Genomic DNA, 24,315 nt, shown 5'->3' with positions numbered 1-24,315 from the left:
CGTCGACCAGCTTCTCGGCGCCACGCGAGGCCAGGTTGTACATGTTCTGCACCGAGACGATCTCGGCGATCTGCTGTGCCGCGGTGAGCTGGTCGACGCCGCCACCGAGCAGGGCATCGGCTTCATCCCGTGGTTCCCGCTGGCCGCCGGCCCGCTGGCTGCCCCGGACGGTCCGCTGCACGAGATCGCCGAGAACCACGACGCGTCGCCGTCGCAGTTGGCGCTGGCCTGGCTGTTGAAGCGGTCACCGGTGATCTTGCCGATCCCGGGCACCTCGAGCGTGCAGCACCTGGAGGAGAACGTCGCCGCCGCCGAGATCACCCTGTCCGACGAGGAGTTCGACACCATAGCGGCCGCCGCGGAGAAGTAGACCGCCGCCAAATACGGTGTCCTGGTGAGCAGTGAACAGGCCCGGCACCCCGGCGGCGGCTTCAACCCGCCCGAACCGACCACCAAGGGCGGCCCGGACTACGGCCGGTTCATCGACGCGGTACGCACCCTGCAGGACCATGCCCGCGCCGTCGACGCACCCGACCAGGTCATCACCGAGGCAGCCGACCTGCTGGAAAAGGTCTCGGCGCTGCTCAGCCCATTCGACGCCGACGAGTGGCAATCGCCGTCGGGACGGCGGATGGACCTCCCGGTCCGCGGCAACATCCTGACGGTGCCGATGAAGGCGCAGAAGACCGCCGACGGGCGCATCGGGGGTACCGCCCGTTTCGCCCGTTTCCACCTGGGCCGAAACGGCGCGGTGCACGGTGGCGCCCTGGGACTGCTCTTCGACACCGTCCTCGGACTGACGGCCTCGGTGCTCACCGGCAGCCCGCGCCAACGCACGGCCTACCTCAAGATCAACTACCGCGCCATCGTGCCGATCGAGAAGGAACTGCAGATCGACGCGGGCATCGACCAGGTAGACGGTCGCAAGATCTTCGTCTCCGGCCGATTGTGCGACGGCGACACCGTGCTGACCGAAGCCGACGGGCTCTTCGTGCGGCTCAAGCCGGGACAGCCCTAGGCTCGCCGTGCTCGCTGCGGCGGCTTGGGTTCGGCGAGCTGCGCACCGATAGCATGGTCGCGATCCGTTGAACACCAACCGTTGGAGACCGCGACCCCATGAGTGCCCCCGCACCCGCCACGCCAGGAAGCCCTATCCGGGTGCCTGCCGGGACTACCGCGGCCGCCGCGGTGGGTGAGGCGGGACTACCGCGGCGCGGCACACCCGACGCCATCGTGGTGGTACGCGACGCCGAGGGCAAGCTGCGCGACTTGAATTGGGCCCCCGAGGTCGAAACCGAGGTCATCCCGGTGGCCGCCAACACCGACGAGGGCCGCAGCGTGATCCGGCATTCGACCGCCCACGTGTTGGCTCAGGCCGTGCAAGACCTGTTCCCGCACGCCAAACTCGGCATCGGACCACCGATCACCGATGGCTTCTACTACGACTTCGACGTGGCCGAGCCGTTCACGCCCGAGGATCTCGAGGCGCTCGAGAAGCGCATGCGCCAGATCGTCAAGGACGGCCAACTGTTCTCGCGGCGGGTGTACCGCTCCAAGGACGAGGCGCGCGCCGAGCTGGCCGACGAGCCCTACAAGCTGGAGCTCGTCGACGACAAATCCGGAGACGCCGAGATCATGGAGGTCGGCGGTGACGAGCTGACCGCCTACGACAACCTCAATCCCCGTAGCCGGGAAAGGGTTTGGGGTGACCTGTGCCGCGGGCCGCATATCCCGACCACCAAACACATCCCGGCGTTCAAGCTGACCAGAAGTTCGGCGGCCTACTGGCGTGGTGACCAGCGCAACGCGAGCCTGCAGCGCATCTACGGCACGGCGTGGGAGTCCCAAGAGGCGCTGGAGCGCCACCTCGAGCTGATCGCCGAAGCCCAGCGTCGCGATCACCGCAAGCTCGGGGTGGAGCTGGACTTGTTCAGCTTCCCCGACGAAATCGGTTCGGGCCTAGCGGTATTCCACCCCAAAGGCGGGATCGTCCGACGGGAACTCGAGGACTACTCCCGGCGCAAGCACACCGAGGCCGGCTACCAGTTCGTCAACACGCCGCACATCACCAAGGCGCAGCTGTTCCACACCTCCGGTCACCTGGACTGGTATGCCGACGGCATGTTCCCGCCGATGCACATCGACGCGGAGTACAACGACGACGGCTCGGTGCGCAAGCCCGGCCAGGACTACTACCTCAAGCCGATGAACTGCCCCATGCACTGCCTGATCTATCGGGCACGGGGGCGGTCCTATCGCGAATTGCCCTTGCGGCTCTTCGAATTCGGCACGGTGTACCGCTACGAGAAGTCAGGCGTCGTGCACGGCCTGACCCGGGTGCGTGGTTTGACCATGGACGACGCGCACATCTTCTGCACCCGCGAGCAGATGCGCGACGAACTGCGGTCGCTGCTGCGTTTCGTGCTCGACCTGCTCGGTGACTACGGGCTCACCGACTTCTACCTGGAACTGTCCACCAAAGACCCGGAGAAGTTCGTCGGCTCCGACGAGGTCTGGGCGGAAGCCACCAGCGTGCTGGCCGAGGTGGGAGCCGAATCGGGCCTGAACCTCGTCCCCGATCCCGGCGGCGCGGCGTTCTACGGACCCAAGATCTCGGTGCAGGTCAAAGATGCGCTGGGCCGAACCTGGCAGATGTCGACCATTCAGCTGGACTTCAACTTCCCGGAACGTTTCGAGCTGGAGTACACCGCCGCCGACGGCACCCGGCAGCGGCCGGTGATGATCCACCGCGCACTGTTCGGTTCCATCGAGCGGTTCTTCGGAATCCTGACCGAGCATTACGCCGGCGCGTTCCCGGCGTGGCTGGCCCCGGTGCAGGTGGTCGGTATCCCCGTCGCCGACGACCACGTCCCGTATTTGGAAGACGTTGCGGCACAACTGAAAGCGCACGGCGTGCGAGTCGAGGTGGACGCCAGCGACGATCGGATGGCCAAGAAGATCGTCAACCACACCAACCAGAAGGTGCCGTTCATGGTGCTGGCCGGCGACCGCGACGTGCAAGCCGGTGCGGTGAGTTTCCGGTTCGGTGACCGCACCCAGATCAACGGGGTACCCCGCGACGACGCGGTCGCCACCATCGTCAAATGGCTTGCCGACCGGGAAAACGCCACGCCGACAGCGGAATTGCTGAAAGTGGCGGGCAGGTGACCGAGCAGGATCCGGCCGGCCGTGCGGACAGCCCGGACGACACGATTCTGGATCGCGGTGTCGGCGAGCGTGATCACCTGCAGCGTCTGTGGACGCCGTATCGGATGACCTATCTGGCCGAAGCGCCGATGAAGCGCGACGAAGCCGACCGCGCGCAACCGTTCACCGACATCCCGCAGTTGTCCGACGAAGACGGATTGGTGGTTGCCCGCGGCGAACTCGTGTACGCCGTCCTCAACCTCTACCCGTACAACCCCGGTCATTTGATGGTGGTGCCCTACCGGCGGCTGTCCGAACTGGAAGACCTGACGCAGGAGGAGAGCGCCGAGCTGATGGCGTTCATCCAGAAGGCGATTCGCGTCATCAAGAACGTCTCACGGCCGCACGGCTTCAACGTCGGGTTGAACCTGGGCTCCTCGGCCGGAGGGTCACTAGCCGAACATCTGCACGTGCACGTGGTGCCGCGCTGGGGCGGGGACGCCAACTTCATCACCATCGTCGGGGGCTCCAAGGTTATCCCGCAACTGCTGCGCGACACCCGCCGACTGCTGGCCGCGGAGTGGGCCCGCCAATCATGAGGCCCAGCCATGAGTAAATTGCCCTTCCTGTCGCGGGCGGCGTTCGCTCGCGTCACCGAGCCGGTCGCGCGGGCCGCCCTGTGGGTCGGGTTAACTCCGGATGCCGCCACCGTCATCGGCACCGCCGCATCGGTCGCCGGCGCGTTGATCCTGTTCCCCATGGGCAAGTTGTTCATCGGTGGCTGTGTGGTCTGGTTCTTCACGTTGTTCGACATGCTCGACGGCGCCATGGCCCGAGAACGCGGCGGCGGCACCAGGTTCGGCGCGGTGCTCGACGCGGCTTGCGACCGAATCAGCGACGGGGCGGTGTTCTGCGGACTGTTGTGGTGGATCGCTTTCCACCTGCACGACCGGCTGTTGACGGTGGCGACCCTCATCTGCCTGGTCACCTCGCAGGTGATCTCCTACATCAAGGCCCGGGCCGAGGCCAGCGGATTACGCGGCGACGGTGGCTTCATCGAACGTCCGGAACGGTTGATCATCGTGCTCAGCGGTGCCGGAGTGTCCGATTTCCCGTTCGTCGCCTGGCCGCCGGCGCTGCCCATCGGGATGTGGCTACTGGCGGTGCTCAGTGTGATTACCTGCGCGCAGCGGATATACGCGGTGCGGACCTCGCCGGGAGCCGTGGATCGCATTGCCATACAAGGAAAGAGCGAGCAGTGATACCACCGTCAGTGAGCCTCAGGGTGCCCGGGCGGCGGCCGCGGGAAGTGGTCACCGGCGCCGCCACCGATTGGTCGTATGCGGCCGGCTGGATGGCGGTGCGCGCGCTGCCGGAGTCCGCCGCACGCAACGTCTTCGCCGCCGGAGCGCGCTACGCCGCGCGCCGCGGCGGACCAGAGCAGCTGCGCAAAAACCTGGCGCGCGTCATCGGGGTCCAGCCCGCCCAGGTGCCGGACTCGCTGATGCGGGCCTCGGTCGCGTCCTATGCGCGGTATTGGCGCGAAGCGTTCCGGCTGCCGACCATGGATCTGCGCGAACTGACGCAGCGCCTGGACAGCTCAACTGGTGGACAAGACAACCTCAACGCCGGGCTGGCCGCGGGCCGCGGCGTGGTGCTGGCGTTGCCGCACAGTGGCAACTGGGACATGAACGGGGTGTGGCTGGCGCAAACCTACGACAGCTTCGTCACGGTCGCCGAGCGTCTCAAACCCGAATCGCTGTATCGGCGCTTCATCGAGTACCGCGAGGGCTTGGGATTCGAGGTCATCCCGCATTCCGGCGGCGACCGACCGCCCTTCGAGGTGCTGTGTGATCGGCTGCGGGACAACCGGATCGTGGCGTTGATGGCCGAGCGGGACCTCACCCGAACCGGCGTCGAGGTCGACTTCTTCGGCGAACCCACCCGGATGCCGGCCGGACCGGCCAAGCTGGCGATCGCGACCGGCGCGGCCCTGCTCCCGTCACACTGCTGGTTCGAGGGCGACGGGTGGGCCTGCAACATGCAAGCACCGCTGGATACCAGTAGCGGTGACGTGCAGGCGATTACCCAGGCGCTGGCGCGCGAGTTCGAGCGCAACATCGCGGCGCATCCCGAAGACTGGCACATGCTGCAGCCGCAGTGGCTGGCCGATTTGTCCGAGGAGCGGCAGGCCAAACTGAGGAACGCCTGATGCGAATTGGGATGGTCTGTCCGTACTCGCTCGACGTGCCGGGTGGGGTGCAGTCGCATGTGCTGCAGCTGGCCGAGGTGATGCGTTCCCGCGGTCACGAGGTCAGTGTGCTGGCGCCCGCGTCGCCGGACACGCCGCTGCCCGACTTCGTCGTCTCCGCTGGTCGCGCCATCCCGATTCCCTACAACGGGTCGGTGTCGCGGCTGCAGTTCAGCCCGGCCGTGCACCGGCGGGTCCGAAAGTGGCTGACCCAAGGCGATTTCGACGTTCTGCACCTGCACGAACCCAACGCCCCCAGCCTGTCCATGTGGGCGCTGCGGGTGGCCGAGGGCCCGATTGTGGCGACCTTCCACACGTCGACCACCAAGTCGCTGACCCTGACCGTTTTCCAAGGGGTGCTGCGGCCCTGGCACGAGAAGATCATCGGCCGCATCGCGGTCTCGGATCTGGCGCGGCGCTGGCAGATGGAAGCGCTGGGGTCCGACGCCGTGGAAATTCCCAATGGGGTCGACGTCGAGGCTTTGGCCTCCGCGCCGCTGCTGGACGGGTATCCGCGGCCAGGTAAGACCGTGCTGTTCCTGGGTCGCTACGACGAGCCCCGCAAGGGCATGGCGGTGCTGCTGGATGCCCTGCCCAAGGTGGTCGAGCACTTCCCCGACCTGCAGATGCTCATCGTCGGACGCGGTGACGAAGACGAACTGCGTCAGGAGGCCGGCACGTGGGTCAAGCACCTGCGGTTCCTGGGCCAAGTCGACGATGCGGCCAAGGCGTCGGCGATGCGCAGTGCCGACGTGTACTGCGCACCCAACACGGGCGGCGAGAGCTTTGGCATCGTCCTGGTCGAAGCCATGGCCGCCGGCACCCCGGTGGTGGCCAGCGATTTGGACGCCTTCCGCCGGGTGCTGTGCGACGGTGAGGTCGGCTGTCTGGTCGCCGTGGACGACAGCGCCGCGCTGGCCGATGCGTTGATCTCGGTGTTGCAGAGCGAGGCGTTGCAGGAACGCTACGCGGCCGCCGGCCGCGACGCGGTTCGCCGTTACGACTGGTCGGTGGTGGCCAGCCAGATCATGCGGGTGTACGAGACGGTCGCCGGGTCGGGCGCCAAGGTGGAAGTGGCCAGCTGATGCTGTGGCTCGTCGTAGCCATCGCGGTGCTGATCGCGGTGCTGCTGGTGTTCGCGGCCTGGAGCTACCAGACGGCCAACCGGCTGAACCGGCTCAACGTCCGCTACGACCTGTCCTGGCAGGCGCTGGACAGTGCGCTGGCCCGCCGCGCGGTGGTCGCTCGCGCCGTGGCCACCGACGCCTACGGCGGCGCCCCGGAAGGCAGGCGATTGGCCGCGCTGGCCGCCGTCGCCGAACGTGCGCCCCGACACCTGCGCGAGAACGCCGAAAACGAACTTTCGGCCGCGCTGGCGATCGTGGACCCCGCGTCGCTGCCGGCGGCGCTGATCGCCGAACTGGCCGACGCCGAAGCCCGGGTGCTGCTGGCCCGGCGGTTCCATAACGACGCCGTCCGCGACACCCTGGCGCTGGGCGCCCGGCCGCTGGTGCGTCGACTCCATCTCGGCGGCACCGCGACGCTACCCAGTTACTTCGAGATCGCGGAGCGCCCGCACGCGCTGGCTCATGGCGATCACCACGGGGTCAACCACCGAACGTCGGCTCGCGTCGTGCTGCTCGACGAGTCCGGCGCGGTGTTGTTGCTCTGCGGTTCGGACCCGGCCATCACCGACGGCAACGCACCGAAATGGTGGTTCACCGTCGGCGGTGAGGTGCGACCGGGTGAGCGTCTGGCCGAGGCGGCCGCCCGGGAGTTGGCCGAGGAGACCGGTCTGCGAGTGGACCCGGCCGACCTCGTCGGGCCTGTCTGGCGACGCGACGAAGTCTTCGAGTTCAACGGATCGGTGATCGACAGCGAGGAGTTCTACCTGGTGCACCGCACCCGGCGGTTCGCCCCGGCCCTGGACGGGCGGACCGAACTGGAACGCCGCTACATCCACGGCGCCCGCTGGTGTGATGCTGACGACATCGCCGGACTGGTTGGGGCCGGCGAGCTGGTGTATCCGGTCCAGCTGGGTGAACTGTTGCCGCTGGCCAACCAGCTCGCCGATTGCGCGGTCGACGGCGCGCCGGCCCGGGACGCGGGCGTTCCTCGGTCGATCCGCTGATCACCGGCTCGTTCGGCCGCGTCTAGCGCGTCGAGTCTGCGGTGAGCGCTGGATTTCGGGGATTCACTCGCTCTGTACGCAGGTTCGATGCCGTCACCGCAGTTTCGGATGACAGTCGAGAGCAGCGGAAGAAGAGGTCCGTCGTCCCCCTTTAGACTGGAGATCACTTCCCGAGATCAAGGAGCGTAGTGAACAGCCAGCAGAATGGCGCCCAGCCGGCGTCTGGCGAGACCGGGACCGCGCGCGTCAAGCGCGGCATGGCCGAAATGCTCAAGGGCGGCGTCATCATGGACGTCGTCACCCCCGAGCAAGCCCGCATCGCCGAGGGCGCCGGCGCCGTCGCGGTCATGGCGCTGGAGCGGGTGCCCGCCGACATCCGGGCCCAGGGCGGGGTGTCGCGGATGAGCGACCCCGACATGATCGAAGGCATTATCGACGCGGTCACCATTCCGGTGATGGCCAAGGCCCGCATCGGCCACTTCGTCGAAGCGCAAATTCTGCAGAGCCTCGGGGTGGACTACGTCGACGAATCCGAGGTGCTGACCCCGGCCGACTACACCCACCACATCGACAAGTGGAAGTTCACCGTGCCGTTCGTGTGCGGGGCCACCAACCTCGGCGAGGCGCTGCGTCGCATCAGCGAGGGTGCGGCGATGATTCGCTCCAAGGGTGAGGCCGGCACCGGCGACGTCTCCAACGCCACCACGCACATGCGGGCCATCGGCGGCGAGATCCGCCGCCTGACGTCGCTGTCCGAGGACGAATTGTTCGTCGCCGCTAAGGAATTGCGGGCGCCGTACGAATTGGTCGTTGAGGTGGCGCGGGCCGGCAAACTGCCGGTCACCCTGTTCACCGCGGGCGGCATCGCCACCCCGGCCGACGCCGCGATGATGATGCAACTGGGCGCCGAGGGCGTGTTCGTCGGCTCGGGCATCTTCAAGTCCGGCGATCCCGCGCAGCGCGCCGCCGCCATCGTCAAAGCGACCACCTTCTACGACGACCCGGATGTGCTGGCCAAGGTGTCGCGCGGGCTGGGTGAGGCGATGGTGGGCATCAACGTCGAGCAGCTCGCGCAGCCGCACCGCCTGGCCGACCGCGGCTGGTAAGAATTCTTCGTGGCGATCGAAGAGATCCTCGATCTCGAGCAACTCGAGGTCAACATCTACCGCGGCAGCGTCTTCAGCCCGGAATCCGGCTACTTTCAGCGCACCTTCGGCGGCCATGTGGCCGGCCAGTCGCTGGTGTCGGCGGTGCGCACCGTCGAACCCGGCTTCCTGGTGCACTCGCTGCACGGCTACTTCCTCCGGCCCGGGGACGCCAAGGAGCGCACGGTGTTCATCGTCGAGCGCATCCGCGACGGCGGATCGTTCGCCACGAGGCGGGTCAACGCCATCCAGCACGGGGAAACCATCTTCAGCATGGCGGCGTCCTTTCAGACCCACCAGGACGGCATCGAGCATCAGGACCACATGCCGGCCGCGCCGCCGCCCGACGGCCTGCCGGGACTGAGCTCGATCAAGGTGTTCGACGACGCGGGCTTCAAACAGTTCGAGGAGTGGGACGTCTGCATCGTGCCGCGTGACCGCCTGCAGCGGCTGCCCGGCAAGGCCTCCCAGCAGCAGGTGTGGTTTCGCCACCGTGACCCCTTGCCCGACGATCCCGTGCTGCACATCTGCGCGCTGGCCTACATGAGCGACCTGACACTGCTCGGTTCGGCGCAGGTCACGCACATGAAGGAGCGCGAGCACCTGCAGGTCGCCTCGCTGGACCACGCGATGTGGTTCATGCGGCCGTTCCGGGCCGACGAATGGCTGCTCTACGACCAGTCCTCACCGTCGGCCGGCAATGGCCGCGCCTTGTGCCACGGCAAGATCTTCACCCAGCGCGGCGAGCTGGTGGCCGCGGTGATGCAAGAGGGGCTGACCCGGTTCAAGCGTGGCTATCAGCCGGCTGGGAAGTGAGCGGCCCGCGGATAGGTGTCCTGGCGCTACAAGGCGACACCCGAGAACACCTGGCGGCACTGGACGCGGCGGGGGCTGAGTCCACGACGGTGCGCCGGCGCAGCGAGCTGGACGCGGTGGACGCGCTGGTGTTGCCGGGCGGGGAATCCACCGCGATGAGCCATCTGCTGGCCGACTTCGAGTTGCTGGAGCCGCTGCGCGAGCGGCTCGCCGAGGGCATGCCCGCTTACGGCGCGTGCGCCGGGATGATCCTGCTGGCCAGCGAGATCGAAGACGCCGGTGCTCGGGGCCGCGCGGCGCTGCCGCTTCGCGGCATCGATATGACCGTGCGGCGCAACGCTTTTGGCAGACAGGTCGACTCCTTCGAGGGGGACATCCCGTTCGCCGGTCTAGACGACCCGGTGCGGGCGGTGTTCATCCGCGCGCCGTGGGTGGAGCGGACCGGCGAAGGGGTGCAAGTGCTGGCCCGCGCGGCGGGTCACATCGTGGCGGTACGGCAGGGGCCGGTTCTGGCGACGGCCTTCCACCCCGAGGTGACCGGCGACCGTCGCGTGCACCAATTGTTCGTCGACATCGTGCGGGACGCCTGAAGCGCGAGTGTGCGGCTTAGGGACGAAATCCGGCCTCCTCCCGTACTCAAGGCCCACACTCGGCGCCACGTAGACTCGTTGGGCGACTTTCCGGCAACAAGAGGGGTACGAGACACCGATGAGCGGCCATTCCAAGTGGGCGACCACCAAGCACAAGAAGGCCGTCATCGACGCTCGCCGCGGCAAGATGTTCGCCCGGCTGATCAAGAACATCGAGGTCGCGGCCCGCGTCGGCGGCGGTGACCCGGCCGGCAATCCGACGCTCTACGACGCCATCCAAAAGGCCAAGAAGAGCTCGGTGCCGAATGACAACATCGAGAAGGCTCGCAAGCGCGGCGCCGGTGAGGAAGCCGGCGGCGCCGACTGGCAGACCATCACCTACGAGGGCTACGCCCCCAACGGGGTCGCCGTGCTGATCGAGTGCCTGACCGACAACCGCAACCGGGCGGCCAGCGAGGTCAGGGTTGCCATGACCCGCAACGGCGGGACCATGGCCGACCCCGGCTCGGTCGCCTATCTGTTCAGCCGCAAGGGTGTCATCACCCTGGAGAAGAACGGCTTGACCGAAGACGACGTGCTGACCGCGGTCCTCGAAGCCGGCGCCGAAGACGTCAACGATCTCGGCGACAGCTTCGAGATCATCTCCGAACCGGGTGATCTGGTCGCGGTGCGCACCGCGTTACAGGAGGCGGGCATCGACTACGACTCCGCCGAGGCGGGATTCCAGCCGTCGGTGACGGTTCCGCTCGACGCCGACGGCGCAGCGAAGGTCATGAAGCTCGTCGACGCGCTCGAAGACAGCGACGACGTCCAAGACGTCTACACCAACGCCGACATTCCCGACGAGATTCTGGCTCAGATCGAGGCGTGATCGCCGGGCCGCCACTGGCTTTCGGTGTGCACCACCATTCCGCCCGTTCCGAGCGGGCGCCGTGGATACAGGTGCCAGGTCTGCCACCGCCAGCCCGCGTCGTCGGGTTGCGCGCACAATGCGGTCAATGCGGCGTCGTCTCCGGGGAAGACACCGCCCAGCCACCCGGGTGTCTGCGTGCATCGCTGACGGAGATCGTGGGCCAGGGCCCGAAACGTCGCCTCGTCATGGGTGGTCGTCGTCGAGTTCAAGCGGTAGCCGGGGGCTTCGGTGCATTCCGGCAAGCCGCTGGCGAGGCTCGCGGTGCACGAGACCTCTTCGGAGAACGCGCCAGCGCCGTGGTCGACCGTGACGATGTGCGAGGCGCCGAGCACGCCGAGCACCATGGCGCCCCCGGCCGGGTGCGCGAGGTGAGACAGCGCCAGGGGACTGCGTGCCGGCCCGTTGAGTTCCAGACCAAGGCGGGCCCCGGAGACGTCGACGGGGGCCACTGCGATCCGATGAAGCGGCACGGCTCAAGTTAACAGGCCGATGAGGCGGGGGAGGGCGGCGTGTCCTACCCGCCGGTGTCGGCCGGGGCCGCTACTGTATCGAACAGCTGTTCGGGTAAAGGGGCGTTGCGGTGCGGGTTATGGGTGTCGATCCGGGGTTGACGCGATGCGGCCTGTCGCTGGTCGAGAGCGGGCGGGGCCGACAAATCACGGCGCTGGATGTCGACGTGGTGCGCACCCCAGCGGAGGCGGCGCTGGCCCAGCGGCTGCTGGCCATCAGCGACGCGGTCGAGCACTGGCTGGACACGCATCGGCCAGACGTGCTCGCCATCGAGCGGGTGTTCTCCCAACACAACGTTTCCACGGCGATGGGCACCGCGCAGGCCGGCGGCGTCATTGCGCTGGCAGCGGCCAGACGCGGCATCGACGTGCACTTTCACACGCCCAGCGAGGTCAAGGCCGCGGTCACCGGCAACGGCGCCGCGGACAAGGCCCAAGTGACCGCGATGGTGACCAGAATCCTTGCGCTGCAGGCGAAACCGACACCGGCCGACGCGGCCGACGCGCTGGCCCTGGCGATCTGCCACTGTTGGCGGGCGCCGATGCTGGCCCGGCTGGCCAAGGCCGAAGCGATGGCCGCTCAACAGCGGCATGCCTACCTGAGCAAGCTGAAGGCCGCTCGATGATCGCCTCGGTGCGCGGGGAGGTGCTCGGCATAGCGCTCGATCATGTGGTGATCGAGGCGGCCGGCGTCGGGTATCGGGTCAACGCCACCCCGTCGACCCTGGCGACGTTGCGCCAGGGGAGCGAAGCTCGGCTGATCACCGCGATGATCGTCCGCGAGGATTCGATGACGCTGTACGGGTTCTGCGACACCGATACCCGCGACCTGTTTCTGACGTTGATGTCGGTGTCCGGCGTCGGGCCGCGACTGGCGATGGCGACGTTGGCGGTGCACGACGCCGCGGCGCTGCGGCAAGCCCTGGCCGACGGCGACGTCACCGCCCTGACCCGGGTGCCGGGCATCGGCAAACGCGGCGCCGAACGGATGGTGCTGGAACTGCGCGACAAGATCGGACCGGTCGGCGCGGGGGCGGCCGGAGCTCCCGCGGTCAACGGTCACGCCGTGCGGGGCCCGGTGGTGGAAGCCCTGGTGGGATTGGGGTTTGCGGCCAAGCAGGCGGAGGAGGCCACCGACAAGGTGTTGGCTGGTGAGCCGGCCGCCACTACGTCCAGCGCGCTGCGTGCCGCGCTGTCGTTGCTGGGGAAGGCCCGATGAGCTCAGAAGATCCGATGGACCGGGATGTTTCACCGGCGTTGACGGTCGGCGAGGGCGACATCGACGTCAGCTTGCGGCCGCGATCACTGCGCGAGTTCATCGGGCAGTCGCGGGTGCGCGAACAACTGCAGCTGGTGATCGAGGGTGCCAAGAATCGCGGCGGCACTCCGGATCACATCCTGCTGTCCGGCCCGCCCGGTCTGGGCAAGACGTCGCTGGCGATGATCATCGCCGCCGAACTGGGATCCTCCCTGCGGGTGACCTCGGGCCCGGCGCTGGAGCGTGCCGGCGACCTGGCCGCCATGCTGTCCAACCTCGTCGAACACGACGTGCTGTTCATCGACGAGATTCACCGCATCGCCCGTCCCGCCGAGGAGATGCTCTACCTGGCGATGGAGGACTTCCGGGTGGACGTGGTCGTCGGCAAAGGGCCGGGGGCGACGTCGATCCCGTTGGAGGTGGCCCCGTTCACCCTGGTCGGAGCCACCACCCGGTCAGGTGCGCTGACTGGCCCGCTGCGCGACCGGTTCGGCTTTACCGCCCACATGGATTTCTACGAACCGCCCGAGCTGGAGCGGGTGCTGGCTCGTTCGGCCGGGATCCTAGGCATCGAGTTGGGCCCTGAGGCCGGTGCCGAGATCGCCCGTCGATCGCGGGGAACGCCGCGCATCGCCAACCGGTTGCTGCGCCGGGTGCGCGACTTCGCCGAGGTGCGCGCCGACGGCATCATCACCCGCGATGTGGCCAAGGCGGCGCTCGAGGTGTACGACGTCGACGAACTCGGTCTGGACCGGCTGGACCGGGCGGTGTTGACGTCGTTGACGCGCAGTTTCGGCGGCGGGCCCGTCGGTGTGTCCACGTTGGCGGTTGCGGTAGGGGAGGAGGCCGCGACCGTGGAGGAAGTGTGCGAGCCGTTCCTGGTCCGGGCCGGTATGGTCGCCCGTACCCCGCGCGGCCGGGTGGCGACCGCGCTGGCCTGGACTCATCTGGGCATGAGCCCACCGGCCGGAGTGATGCAGCCAGGATTGTTCGAATAGGAGAACCCGATGATCACCGCCGCGTTGATATTCGCCGGACTGGCCGCGGTCTTGCACGTCTACATCTGGACCATGGAGTCGTTGACCTGGACTTCGCCGCGGACGCGGGCCACCTTCGGGACCACGGCCGAGGAAGCGGAGACGACGAAGCTTCTGGCGTTCAACCAGGGCTTCTACAACCTGTTCCTAGCGGTCATCAGCGGCATCGGCATCGCTGCCGTCGCGACCGGACACGAAACCGTCGGGGCCGCGCTCATCTTCGCCGGCGTGGGATCCATGGCGGCAGCGGCGGTCGTGCTGCTGATCTCGGCGCGGGACAAGGCGCGAGCCGCGGTCACCCAGGGCCTGTTCCCGGTGTTCGCCATCGTCCTGTTGGTGCTCGCGCTGGCGAGGTAGGACTCAACTGTCACATTGTTAACTCTAGCCACAGACTTCTTGCTCTGACCTGCGTTAGCAGCGTTGATATCGGTTTCCTAAGAGATGGCCGACGTTGCGCTGCAGCCGATTACCCCGCTGTCTCCTCGGGTATTCGACCGTCATGAAGCACACAGAAGACCGTCCCGCCCGGATGCGTATGCCACGCTCCCGCGGCGCGGTGACCGGATTACTGCTCGTCCTCCTCGGGGCCTGGGGTGCGCTGATCCCGTTCGTGGGTCCCAACTTCGATTTCGCCTACTCGCAGGGACAGAACTGGACCGCGGCGCGCGGCTGGCTGGAAGTGCTGCCCGGCGTCGCCACGGCGGTCGGAGGGCTGCTGCTGATCGTCTCCGCCAATCGCGCCAGTGCGATGCTCGGCGGCTGGCTGGCCACGTTCGGTGGCGCCTGGTTCATCGTCGGGCGGGCCTTCGCTCCGCTGCTGAGCACCGGTTCCGTCGGTGACCCGGTCGCCGTCACCGACCGCAAGCGTGCGGTGCTGGAATTGGCCTACTTCACCGGGCTGGGCACCCTGATCGTGTTCTTGGGTGGCGCCGTGCTGTCTCGCCTGGCGGTCCGACTGGCCCGCGACGTCGTGCCCGTAACCCCGGCAACTGCCGTCGAGCCGGTCGCCCCGGCCTCGCAGTCGTACGCCCACCCGGTCGAGACGGATCAGACCGACGTCTCGTCGCAAGCGCTGACCGCCCCGCGGCCGCAACCGTACGAGCCCGCGGCGGCGCCCCAGCCGCGGCATGGGTTCTGGCGCCGGCACCACGGCGTGAACGCCTAATCAACCCAAACCGAAAACGCCTGGGCCACCCGGCCTAGGCGTTCTTGGTTGTACACGACGGTGCGGGCTTAACTGGATTGGCCGGCACCGCCGGTGTGGTCGGAGAAGAATTGCTCGTACGCCAAGCCGCCACTGCCGCCTTGTCCTGCCGCGGTGCCGCCCTGACCGCCCTGCGCTGTTTCCTCAGGCCCGCCGCCGGTACCACCGGCGCTGCCGTCACTGCCCGCAGCGCCATTTCCCGCTTGGTTGGGATAGACGGCGTTCGCCGCGGCACCTTGGCCACCTCCGCCGCCGGTACCATTCGAGGACCCGGCACCGCCCGTCCCGCCGACACCGACATTTCCCGCGTCAAAGGCAATAGCGGTACCGCCGGCGCCGCCGTTCCCGCCGGTGCCGCCGGGGCCGCCCGCCCCGCCCCCGCCCCCGCCACCGCCACCCAGCAGTGAGCCGAACGCGATACCGCCTCCCGCACCGCCGCCACCGCCGCCTCCGCCCATGCCGGGCGTGTCACCTGCGGCCAACCCGCCGCCTCCTCCGCCACCGCCACTGCCACCGGCGGCCAGTGCATTCTGGCCAGGAGCGTTGAGCTGTCCGCCGGTGCCGCCGGTACCGCCAGTGCCGCCTTGGCCAGCGGTCGCCCCGCCGCCTCCGCTGGCGCCGCCTTGGCCACCCGCACCTCCACCGCCGCCACCCCCGCCCAGGAGGGCGCTTTGACCGCCGTTTCCACCGTTGCCGCCGGTACCGCCTGCTCCGCCTTCACCACCAATGGTGCCGCCAGCGCCAGCCGCTCCACCGTCACCGCCGATGCCGCCCGTGCCGCCCTGGCCGCCGTTCGCGCTGAAGGGCAAATTGGTACTGCCGGTGTTGATGCCGCCCTTTCCCCCGGATCCGCCGAAGCCCCCGACGCCGCCTTGACCGCCGGCCCCGCCGCCGATGCCATTGATGCCGGCCCCGCCCGTGCCGCCGACGCCACCCGCGCCGCCGGCGCCGCCCTGGTCGCCCTCGGTAGGTGTGGTCCCCGACGTGCCGTTTAGGCCCGAAGCACCAATGCCGCCGGCCCCGCCCGTGCCGCCGGTGCCGCCGCTGCCGTTGAAACCGGCCGCGCCGCCGTCGACCTGCGCGCCCGCTGCTCCTGCGGTGCCGCCGGTGCCGCCCTGACCACCTTGGACGCCCGTGCCGCCGCCACTGGGTGCGGTGGTGGTGTAGCCGGCATTGGCGCCGCCGTCACCGCCGTTGCCGCCGCGCCCGCCGATGCCGCCGTTTCCTGCATTCCCGCCGCCGACGCCGTTGATGCCTGCGCCGCTGGTGCCGCCCTGTCCGCCGGCGCCGCCTTGGCCACCTTGGTTGCCTGGGGTGGGGTCGAGGCCGTTGAGGCCATTGGCGCCGGTGGCCCCGTCGCCGCCGGTACCGCCGTTGCCGCCGTTGCCGCCATTGCCGTTGCCCCCGGCCTTCCCGCCGTCAGTTATGGCGCCTGCCGCCCCCGCAGTGCCGCCGGTGCCGCCCTGGCCACCTTGGGCGCCCATGCCACCGCCAGTGGCTGCGGTGCTGGTGGTGCCGGTGTTGGTGCCGCCGTTGCCGCCAGCACCGCCGTTTCCACCGGTGCCACCGGTGCCGGCCTGTCCGCCGCCGACTCCGTTGATGCCGGCGCCGCTGGTTCCTCCGGCGCCGCCGGTGCCACCTTGGCCGCCCTGTGCCCCTGCGGTCGGAGTCACACTGTCGTTGATGCCGGTGGCGCCGGTGGCGCCGTTGCCGCCGTTACCGCCGTGACCACCGGTGCCTCCGGTGCCGATGCTTCCGGCCGCCCCGCCGTCGACCCGCACACCGGCCGCCCCGGCGGCGCCTCCAGTGCCGCCTTGGCCACCGCTGGCGCCCATGCCGCCACCGCTCGCTCCGGCGCTCGTGGTGCCGGTGTTGGTGCCGCCGTTACCGCCGGTGCCGCCGCTGCCACCGGTGCCTCCGGTGCCGGCTTGACCGCCGCCCGTGCCACCGATACCGGCACCGGCGGTGCCGCCCGTCCCGCCAGCGCCACCTTGACCGCCCTGGTTGCCGGCAGTCGGGCTGAACACGCTGTTCTTGCCGTTGGTGCCCGTGGCACCGGCCCCGCCAGTCCCGCCGTGACCGCCGGTGCCGCCGGTGCCAACACTGCCGGCCGCTCCACCGTCGACGCGGCTGCCCGCCGCTCCCGCGGTGCCGCCGGTGCCGCCTTGACCGCCTTGGGCGCCCATGCCGCCGCCGGTGGCTCCGCTGGCGGTGGTGCCAGTGTTGGTGCCGCCGCTGCCGCCGGCGCCGCCGCTACCGCCGGTGCCCCCAGTGCCGGCGTGCCCGCCCCCCATTCCGTTGATGCCGGCACCGCCGCTGCCGCCGGCTCCGCCGGCGCCGCCTTGACCACCCTGGTACCCGCTGGTGGGCGCGACGCCGTCGGCGCCGCTGGCGCCAGCGGCGCCCAGACCGCCATGACCACCGGTCCCCCCGGTCCCACCGGTGCCAATGCTGCCAACCGCGCCGCCGTCGACGCCGTTACCCGCTGCGCCCGCTGCGCCGCCGGTGCCGCCTTGGCCACCTTGGGCGCCCATCCCGCCGCCGGTTGCCCCTGTGGTGGTGGTTCCGGTGGCATTGCCGCCGGCACCGCCGATACCCCCGCCGCCGCCGGTGCCGCCGTGACCGCCGGCGCCACCACCGACCCCATTGATCCCGGCGCCGCCGCTACCGCCTTGACCGCCCGCGCCGCCTTGCCAGCCTTGCCCGCCCATGAGGGGGACGGCGCCGGTTGTCCCCGTCGTGCCGGCGTCGCCCTGGCCGCCGGTGCCGCCGGTGCCCCCGATCCCGCCGGTGCCGGCACCACCCGCGTGGCCACCCCCGCCGAATAACCCACCGGTTCCGCCAGTCCCGCCCGCGCCTGCGGCGCCGCCGTTTCCGCCAGTGCCGCCGTTGCCGCCATCGGCGTTAAAGCCCACGCCGGTTCCGCCGAACCCACCGAGGCCGCCGGTGCCACCCGTCCCGCCGGCACCGCCTGCGCCTCCGGCGCTCATCAGCCCGTAGCTGGAGCCACCGGCTCCGCCGGCCCCGCCGGCCCCACCGGCGAACCCGACACCGCCTTGGCCGCCGACTGCTCCGGCGCCCGCTGTACCGGTCGCGCCGGTACCACCGTCGCCACCCGTGCCACCGACCCCACCGGCGCCGGCGCCTCCACCGAACAGCGCCCGGCCGGCACCGCCGGCACCGCCCGTCCCACCGACCCCGCCGATGCCGCCAGCTCCAGCGCCGCCGGTGCCGCCCGCCCCGCCGGCGCCACCGAACCCGGTCAACAGCCCGCCAGAACCGCCAGCTCCACCGACGCCGCCGGCAGCCCCGGCCGCGCCGGTTCCGCCCGCACCGCCGGCTCCGCCGTTGCCGAACAGACCGGCGTCACCGCCGCGACCGCCCGCTTGGCCGGCAGCCCCCGACCCGCCGATACCGCCGTTGCCCCACAAGATTCCGCCGGCGCCACCGGCTTGTCCCGTACCTGCCGCACCGTTGCTGCCGTCACCGATCAGCGGGCGCCCCAAAATCGTGTTGGTGGGCGCGTTGATCAAGCCCAATGCGTTTTGCTCCAAGTTCTGCAGCCAAGAGCCGTTGGCGGCCTCGGCCGCCGCATACGCGCCGCCTCCGGCGCCCAAGGCCTGGATGAACTGTTTCTGGAACAGCGCCGCCTGCGCGCTGAGTGTCTGAAACTCCTGGCCGAAAGTGCCGAACAATCTTGTGATGGCCGCAGTCACCTCGTCGCCGGCCATCGGGACGATGCCCGTCGTCGACGGCGCTACCGCTGCGGTGGCCGCCCTCAGCACCTCTTGGATTCCACGCAAATCGCCCGCCGCTGCGACCAAGGCATCTGGTGTTGCGCTCACATAAGACAAGTTCGTTCTCCTGGCTCGGGGCGGTTCATTAGCGACTGCGCAGGGGACGCTACGCGCGCCAGATGCGAGCCCGAGCCAAAATTAACTACATTGCAGATAAACGACGGGGCCTTTGACGAAATCGCGAATAGCCCCCCAAACGCCAATCGCCAGCCCGTTATGGGCTGGCGATTGGCGTCTAGCGCTGTTTACAGCAGGCCCAGCAGTCGCAAATTGCTGACGTACTTGGCGATGATGGCCGGTGAAATGTGCGGAATGTCCTTGTCCGGACCGACTTTCGCCTCCTGCACCGCGGCGCGGAACCGGTCGGTCGGTGCCAATGACCCCCGCAGCGGCTTCTCCGGGTGCTGGTAGTTGTGCAGCAACGGCAGCAGTGAAGCCTGACGCTGCTTGTCCGGCAGGCCGCGCAATGATGTCTCGAACCGCTGCAGCCACTGCCCGTAATCGGGGATGCGGTGAATCTCGTTGCCGTCCTCGATCAGCCAGTCGACGAACTCGTCCATCCCGATGCCGTCGTCGTAGGGGTTCATGACGTGGTAGGTCTGGAACCCTTCACCGACATTCTGCGCGCCCAGCGTGGAGATGGCCTCGGCAATGAACTCGACCGGCAGACCGTCGTAGTGCGCGCGTTGCCGGTTGCCCTCGGCGTCGGTCTCGTAGAACGAGCCGGGCGCGATGCCGGTAGCGACCAGGCTGAGCATCATGCGGGTGAACATGTCCGGCACGTTGAGCTGCCCGGCGTAGGTGGTGTCGGCCAGGATCATGTCGCAGCGGAACACCGCCACCGGCAGACCGCACAGGTCGTGCGCCTCGCGCAGCAACACCTCGCCGGCCCACTTGCTGTTGCCGTAGCCATTGGCGTAGTTGTCGTTGATCTGACGAGTCGCGCTGATCTGCCGGATGTCGGCGTCCTCAGTGAACTGCCCGGGCTGAATCTGGTCACCCACACCGATCGTCGAGACGTAGGTGTAGGGCTTCTGCTTGCCGGTCAGCGCGATGCGGATCAGCTCCGCGGTCCCGAGCGCGTTGGGCCCGAACAGCTCGCTGTAGGGCAGCACGTGGTTGACCAGCGCGGCCGGGTCCACGATCAGGTCGACGGTGTCGGCCAGCCGCTGCCAGGTCTGCGGGTCCAGGCCCAGGTTGGCCTCGCCCTTGTCGCCGGCGATGACCTCGAGGTGGTCGGCAGCCAGCTCCTGGTAGTGCGACAGGAGCTTGGGGTCGCCGCTATCGAAGGTCCGGTCCAGCCGGGCCCGCGCGTCCTCGTCGGACTTGGCCCGCACCAGCGCGATGACCTTGCCGTCGACCAGGTCCATCCGTTCCAGCCACTCCAAGGCCAGGTAGCGGCCCAGGAAGCCGGTGGCACCGGTCAACAGCACCGTGCGCACCTCGGAGCTGGGCTTGGCCAGCTCGCGGGCACCCGCCAGGGTTGCCTCGTCGAGGAACTTGTCCAGCGTCAGGTCACTGGCGTGCACCTCGGTAGCGCCGCGTCCGTGCACCGCGGCGAAGCTGGGCCGCTTGGTGCCCTGCCGCTCGGCCTCGATGTAGTTGGCGATCGCCTGCAGGTCGCTGGCCGGGCTGACGATGACGCCCACCGGTACGTCGATGTCGAAGATCTCGCGCAGCAGGTTGCCGAACGTCAATGCCGACAGCGAGTCACCACCGAGGTCGGTGAAGTGGGCCTCGGGCGACAGGTCACTGGCCGCCGTGCCCAACATCGCCGCGGCGGCCCGGGTGACCGTCTGCAGTACCGGCGCGTCGGCGCCGTTACGCCGCAGCTCGGCCAGTTCGTTGGCCTGTCCCTGCGCCAGCTCGGCGTAGAGCTGCTCGAGCCGCTCGCCGTAGTGCTGCTTGAGCTTCGGCCACGCCAGCTTGCGGATACCGGTCAGCAGACCGTTCTCCAGGCTGAACGGCGTGGTCTCGATGATGAAGTCGCGCGGCACCTCGTAGGACTGCAGGTTGGCCTGCCGGGCCACGATCTGCAGCGAGTCGGCGATCTTGCCCTTGAGTTCGTCGGCGTCCCAGCGCTGCAACGCCTCTTCGGTCGGGACGACGACCGCCAGCAGGTAAGGCTGCGAGCTGTTGCCGTAGACGTAGATCTGACGAATCAACGGGCTGTTGCCGAACTCGGCTTCCAGCTTGGCCAGGGTGACGAACTCGCCCTGCGCCAGCTTGAGCACGTTGTTGCGGCGGTCGACGTACACCAGCCGGTCGGGCGCGATCTCGGCGAACACGTCGCCGGTGCGGTAGTAGCCGTCCTCGTCGAAGACGTTGGCGGTGGTTTCCGCGCGCTTGTAGTAGCCGGGGAACATGTTTTCGGTCCTGAGCAGCAGCTCGCCGCGCGGGTGCGGCCGGTCGGTGCCGAAGTAGCCCAGGTCCGGGACGTCGACCAGCTTGTAGTCGATGACGGGCGGACGCTGGATCTCGCCGTCGAAGAGCACCATGCCTGCCTCGGTGGAGCCGTAGCCGTCCATCAGGTGCATCTCGAGCAGCGCCTCGACCCAAGTCCGCAACTCCGGTGAGGTCGGCGCCGAGCCGGTCATCGCGAAGATGAACCGGCCGCCCAGCTGGTACTGGCGCTGCTCGGCCAGGACCTCGGCCTCGATCGCCGCGCGGTCGGCCGCGTCGCCGGCTTCGCCGAGCCGCCGCTCGACCTGGCGCTGGAATTCACCGAAGAGGGTCTCCCAGATCCGCGGGACGAAGTTGAGTTCGGTGGGCCGCACCAACTCGAGGTCCTCGAGCAGCGTGGACAAATCGCTCTTGGCGGCGAAATAAGCGGTCCCGCCGTTGCCCAATGTGCCGTAGAGGATGCCGCGGCCCATGACGTGGCTCATCGGCATGAAGTTCAGCGTGATCGACGCGGCGCTTTCCCCGAACCAATTGCGGCTGGACCGGCGCCACATCTTGCCGACATTGCTCTGCGGGTACATCGCGCCCTTGGGGGCGCCGGTGCTACCGGAGGTGTAGATCAGCAACGCCAGCGCGTCGTCGGAGTCTTCGGTGGCGGCGGCCGGCGCGGCCGGCAGTCCCTTGCCCCGCTCGATGACGTCGGACAGCGTCTCGACGGCAACTCCGGCGTCGCTCAGTTGCGCGCGGGCGTCGTCCACTGCCTCGCGCTCGTCGTCGACCTGCGGGTGGTAGTCGAAGACCACCAGCTTGGCGGGCTTGTGATCGCCGGCCAGGATCAGCTCGACGGCGTCCCGCAATTGCGCGACGCTCGAAGCGATCAGGCTGGGCTGGGTCTCGGCGACGATCGGCTGCAGCTGGGTGATTGCGGCGCTCGTCTGCAACGGAACCGACACCGCCCCGATCTGTCCCAGCGCCATGTCGATGGTGGCGTAGTCGACGCTGTTGAATCCGAGCGCGCAGACCCGGTCACCGACTTGCACGGACTCATTGGCCAACGCGCGGCCCAGCGCCCCGACGCGGGCGCTCAGTTCGCCGTAGCTGATGGTCTCGAACCGCGGCAGCACCTCCATCGAGGTGCGCCCGGTCGCCGGGTCCTTGACGTACTCCACGACGCGCTGCGCCAGCGCCGGTCGGTCGGCATAACCGTCCAGCACCGTCTGAATGATCTCCGGCAGTCGCATGCCGGGTCGCTCGAGCGCCTGCGCGACCGCCGGGTCGGGGGCGGCGGCGGCGAACTGTGGGTCGTTGGCGATGAGTTCTTCGATGCGGCGTTCCAGCCGCTCATCGAGAGTGGGAGTCGACATAAATGGTCCTCTAATGACTGGAAGAATTTCTAGGCCTTGCTTGCGCGTATCACGCTGATCTATAGAACGTTAGCGAAACTAACGGCTATTCCTCAACGGCCGCGCGGATCCCAAGGGTGTGAGGTTACCCACGCCGGTCGGGGAGAACCGGGCGTGCGGAATCTGTCAGGGGATTGCCAGGTTGGGTTACAGGCCGGCCAGCAGTCCGGTCAGAATCTCCAAGCCTTCGCCGAGCAGTTCGTCGCTGATGGTCAGCGGCGGCAGCAGCCGGATGACATTGCCGAACATGCCGCAGGTCAAGATGACGAGCCCGGCCGCATGAGCAGCGGTGGCCAGTTGATTGGTCAGCTCGGCATCCGGCTCGGCCGTTCCGGACTTCACCAGTTCGAACGCGATCATCGCGCCCCGGCCGCGCACATCGCCGATGCGATCGTCGCTGGCCTGCAGCCGCCGCAACGGTTCGGTGATCAACCCTTCGAGGTGCTTCGCCCGCTCGACCAAACCTTCGTCTTCGATGGTCGCGATGGTGGCCAGGGCCGCCGCGCAGGCAACGGGGTTGCCACCGAACGTGCCGCCCAGCCCGCTGGAGTGGGGGGCGTCGAGGATCTTGGCTCGGCCGGTCACTGCGGACAGTGGAAAGCCGTCGGCGATGGCCTTCGCGGTGACGATGACGTCGGGTTCGATGCCCTCGTGCTCGCAGGCGAACATCGCTCCGGTGCGGGCGAAACCGGACTGCACCTCGTCGGCGATGAACACCACGTCGTTCTTGTGACACCAGTCCAGCAGGGCAGGCAAAAAGCCCTCGGCCGGGACGATGAAACCGCCTTCGCCCTGGATGGGCTCGATGATGACCGCGGCCAGGTTCTGGGCGCCGACGTGCTTGTCCATCACGGTGATGGCCCGATCGGCGGCCTTCTCGCCGTCGGTGGCGAGTTCCTTGTCGATCAAGCCGTCCCGGTAGGGGTAGGACAGCGGCGCGCGATAGATCTCCGGGGCGAACGGGCCGAATCCGCTCTTGTAGGGCATGGACTTGGCGGTCAGGGCCATCGCCAGGTTGGTGCGGCCGTGGTAGGCGTGGTCGAAGGCGACGACGGCCGATCTGCCGGTGTAGGAGCGCGCCGCCTTGATCGAGTTCTCGACGGCCTCGGCGCCGGAATTGAACAGCACCGAACGCTTTTCGAACGCGCCGGGAGTAATCCGGTTGAGCGTTTCGGCGACCGCGACGTATTCCTCGTACGGGTTGACCATGAAGCAGGTGTGGGTGAACTCTTCGACCTGCTCGCGCACCGCGTCGACCACGCGCGGGGCCGAGTTGCCCACGGTGGTCACCGCGATGCCGGACCCGAGGTCGATCAGCCGGTTGCCATCGACGTCTTCGATGATCCCGCCGCCGGCGCGCGAGACGTAAACCGGCATGCTGATGCCGACGGCGTGCGACACCGCCGCGTTGCGCCGCTTGGTCAGCTCGAGCGACGCGGGACCTGGGATTTCGGTGACCAGATGGCGAGATTGCTCAAGGCTGGCCACGGATGCTCCCCTTCCGCGGCGCGCCGGTCGCGTCGCGGCTAAAGCCTAGCTGTTGGCCGCCCGGGTCGTCGGGGCCGAGCGTGCGGCTGGCCGCACCCTCGTGGCCCAGTGTGCGGCTGGCCGCACACTCGCGGCCCCGGGATCGGCCGGGCGGCCAACAGCTAGGCTTTAGCCGCGACGCGACCGGCGCGCCGCGGAAGGGGAGCATCCGTGGCCAGCCTTG

General features: G+C 68.9%; 21 protein-coding genes. 17 read left to right on the top strand and 4 right to left on the bottom strand.

Features of this window, described 5'->3' with window-relative positions:
* From A9W95_RS03565 to A9W95_RS03510, 12 genes are all read left to right on the top strand, one after another.
* Positions 1-370 (top strand): aldo/keto reductase (locus A9W95_RS03565; protein ID WP_172826544.1); only part of this gene is annotated, 370 nt, incomplete at its 5' end.
* A gap of 24 nt (positions 371-394) precedes the next feature.
* Positions 395-1,018 (top strand): PaaI family thioesterase, encoded by a 624-nt coding sequence (locus A9W95_RS03560; RefSeq protein ID WP_067409258.1) that lies wholly within the window; start codon positions 395-397, stop codon positions 1,016-1,018.
* 98 nt (positions 1,019-1,116) lie between these two features.
* Positions 1,117-3,168, top strand: a complete 2,052-nt coding sequence (gene thrS / locus A9W95_RS03555) for a threonine--tRNA ligase (RefSeq protein ID WP_067409257.1) — start codon at positions 1,117-1,119, stop codon at positions 3,166-3,168.
* The gene (locus tag A9W95_RS03550; protein WP_067409256.1) at positions 3,165-3,746 is read left to right on the top strand and encodes an HIT domain-containing protein; all 582 of its coding nucleotides are present in this window, start codon (positions 3,165-3,167) and stop codon (positions 3,744-3,746) included. The genes thrS and A9W95_RS03550 overlap by 4 nt, the downstream gene beginning before the upstream one ends.
* A 9-nt stretch (positions 3,747-3,755) precedes the next feature.
* Positions 3,756-4,409: a phosphatidylinositol phosphate synthase gene (gene pgsA / locus A9W95_RS03545; RefSeq protein WP_067409255.1), complete on the top strand. Its 654-nt coding sequence runs from the start codon at positions 3,756-3,758 to the stop codon at positions 4,407-4,409.
* A complete protein-coding gene (locus A9W95_RS03540) occupies positions 4,409-5,359 on the top strand; it encodes a phosphatidylinositol mannoside acyltransferase (RefSeq protein WP_156745978.1) in 951 nt (316 codons plus the stop codon). The genes pgsA and A9W95_RS03540 overlap by 1 nt, the downstream gene beginning before the upstream one ends.
* Positions 5,359-6,483 (top strand): glycosyltransferase family 4 protein, encoded by a 1,125-nt coding sequence (locus A9W95_RS03535; protein WP_067409253.1) that lies wholly within the window; start codon positions 5,359-5,361, stop codon positions 6,481-6,483. The genes A9W95_RS03540 and A9W95_RS03535 overlap by 1 nt, the downstream gene beginning before the upstream one ends.
* The gene (locus A9W95_RS03530) at positions 6,483-7,529 is read left to right on the top strand and encodes an NUDIX domain-containing protein (protein ID WP_067409252.1); all 1,047 of its coding nucleotides are present in this window, start codon (positions 6,483-6,485) and stop codon (positions 7,527-7,529) included. The genes A9W95_RS03535 and A9W95_RS03530 overlap by 1 nt, the downstream gene beginning before the upstream one ends.
* 188 nt (positions 7,530-7,717) lie before the next feature.
* Entirely contained in the window at positions 7,718-8,635 is a 918-nt protein-coding gene (pdxS, locus tag A9W95_RS03525; protein ID WP_067409251.1) for a pyridoxal 5'-phosphate synthase lyase subunit PdxS, read from the top strand.
* 9 nt (positions 8,636-8,644) lie between these two features.
* Positions 8,645-9,490: an acyl-CoA thioesterase II gene (tesB, locus tag A9W95_RS03520; protein WP_067409250.1), complete on the top strand. Its 846-nt coding sequence runs from the start codon at positions 8,645-8,647 to the stop codon at positions 9,488-9,490.
* On the top strand, positions 9,487-10,080 hold the full coding sequence (pdxT, locus tag A9W95_RS03515) for a pyridoxal 5'-phosphate synthase glutaminase subunit PdxT (protein WP_067409249.1): 594 nt from the start codon (positions 9,487-9,489) through the stop codon (positions 10,078-10,080). The genes tesB and pdxT overlap by 4 nt, the downstream gene beginning before the upstream one ends.
* 118 nt (positions 10,081-10,198) lie before the next feature.
* On the top strand, positions 10,199-10,951 hold the full coding sequence (locus tag A9W95_RS03510; protein ID WP_067409248.1) for a YebC/PmpR family DNA-binding transcriptional regulator: 753 nt from the start codon (positions 10,199-10,201) through the stop codon (positions 10,949-10,951).
* Here A9W95_RS03510 and A9W95_RS03505 read toward each other — a convergent pair.
* The gene (locus tag A9W95_RS03505; protein ID WP_067409247.1) at positions 10,936-11,463 is read right to left on the bottom strand and encodes a DUF2617 family protein; all 528 of its coding nucleotides are present in this window, start codon (positions 11,461-11,463) and stop codon (positions 10,936-10,938) included. The two genes, A9W95_RS03510 and A9W95_RS03505, sit on opposite strands and share 16 nt — an antisense overlap.
* A 110-nt stretch (positions 11,464-11,573) precedes the next feature.
* Between A9W95_RS03505 and ruvC the strand changes: the two genes are divergently transcribed.
* The 5 genes from ruvC to A9W95_RS03480 all read left to right on the top strand — a co-directional run bounded on the left by ruvC (position 11,574) and on the right by A9W95_RS03480 (position 14,962).
* A complete protein-coding gene (ruvC, locus tag A9W95_RS03500; protein ID WP_067409246.1) occupies positions 11,574-12,128 on the top strand; it encodes a crossover junction endodeoxyribonuclease RuvC in 555 nt (184 codons plus the stop codon).
* Positions 12,125-12,721 carry a Holliday junction branch migration protein RuvA gene (gene ruvA, locus A9W95_RS03495; RefSeq protein ID WP_067409245.1) on the top strand — a complete coding sequence of 199 codons (597 nt, stop codon included), beginning with the start codon at positions 12,125-12,127 and terminating at the stop codon, positions 12,719-12,721. Before ruvC ends, ruvA begins: the two co-directional genes overlap by 4 nt.
* The gene (gene ruvB / locus A9W95_RS03490; protein ID WP_067409244.1) at positions 12,718-13,758 is read left to right on the top strand and encodes a Holliday junction branch migration DNA helicase RuvB; all 1,041 of its coding nucleotides are present in this window, start codon (positions 12,718-12,720) and stop codon (positions 13,756-13,758) included. The genes ruvA and ruvB overlap by 4 nt, the downstream gene beginning before the upstream one ends.
* A 9-nt stretch (positions 13,759-13,767) precedes the next feature.
* Positions 13,768-14,154, top strand: a complete 387-nt coding sequence (locus A9W95_RS03485) for a DUF1304 domain-containing protein (protein WP_067409243.1) — start codon at positions 13,768-13,770, stop codon at positions 14,152-14,154.
* 142 nt (positions 14,155-14,296) lie between these two features.
* On the top strand, positions 14,297-14,962 hold the full coding sequence (locus A9W95_RS03480; protein WP_067409242.1) for a hypothetical protein: 666 nt from the start codon (positions 14,297-14,299) through the stop codon (positions 14,960-14,962).
* Between the two features lie 68 nt (positions 14,963-15,030).
* Here the strand turns inward: A9W95_RS03480 and A9W95_RS03475 are convergent, their stop codons facing one another.
* The 3 genes from A9W95_RS03475 to gabT form a co-directional block, all read right to left on the bottom strand.
* Positions 15,031-18,855, bottom strand: a complete 3,825-nt coding sequence (locus tag A9W95_RS03475) for a PE family protein (protein ID WP_067409241.1) — start codon at positions 18,853-18,855, stop codon at positions 15,031-15,033.
* Positions 18,856-19,043: 188 nt separating this feature from the next.
* Entirely contained in the window at positions 19,044-22,565 is a 3,522-nt protein-coding gene (car, locus tag A9W95_RS03470; RefSeq protein WP_067409240.1) for a carboxylic acid reductase, read from the bottom strand.
* A gap of 186 nt (positions 22,566-22,751) precedes the next feature.
* On the bottom strand, positions 22,752-24,092 hold the full coding sequence (gene gabT, locus A9W95_RS03465; protein WP_067409239.1) for a 4-aminobutyrate--2-oxoglutarate transaminase: 1,341 nt from the start codon (positions 24,090-24,092) through the stop codon (positions 22,752-22,754).
* Between the last annotated feature and the right edge of the window lie 223 nt (positions 24,093-24,315).

The sequence above is a fragment of the Mycobacterium sp. 1423905.2 genome, assembly GCF_001673155.1.
Taxonomy (GTDB): domain Bacteria; phylum Actinomycetota; class Actinomycetes; order Mycobacteriales; family Mycobacteriaceae; genus Mycobacterium.
This window is presented reverse-complemented; position numbering and strand designations above follow the sequence as displayed.

Coding starts and splice junctions, on each gene's coding strand:
- A9W95_RS03485 (WP_067409243.1), top strand. CDS start 13,768: ATGATCACCGCCGCGTTGATATTCGCCGGACTGGCCGCGGTCTTGCAC.
- thrS (WP_067409257.1), top strand. CDS start 1,117: ATGAGTGCCCCCGCACCCGCCACGCCAGGAAGCCCTATCCGGGTGCCT.
- ruvA (WP_067409245.1), top strand. CDS start 12,125: ATGATCGCCTCGGTGCGCGGGGAGGTGCTCGGCATAGCGCTCGATCAT.
- A9W95_RS03480 (WP_067409242.1), top strand. CDS start 14,297: ATGAAGCACACAGAAGACCGTCCCGCCCGGATGCGTATGCCACGCTCC.
- ruvB (WP_067409244.1), top strand. CDS start 12,718: ATGAGCTCAGAAGATCCGATGGACCGGGATGTTTCACCGGCGTTGACG.
- A9W95_RS03530 (WP_067409252.1), top strand. CDS start 6,483: ATGCTGTGGCTCGTCGTAGCCATCGCGGTGCTGATCGCGGTGCTGCTG.
- A9W95_RS03510 (WP_067409248.1), top strand. CDS start 10,199: ATGAGCGGCCATTCCAAGTGGGCGACCACCAAGCACAAGAAGGCCGTC.
- A9W95_RS03535 (WP_067409253.1), top strand. CDS start 5,359: ATGCGAATTGGGATGGTCTGTCCGTACTCGCTCGACGTGCCGGGTGGG.
- pgsA (WP_067409255.1), top strand. CDS start 3,756: ATGAGTAAATTGCCCTTCCTGTCGCGGGCGGCGTTCGCTCGCGTCACC.
- car (WP_067409240.1), bottom strand. CDS start 22,565: ATGTCGACTCCCACTCTCGATGAGCGGCTGGAACGCCGCATCGAAGAA.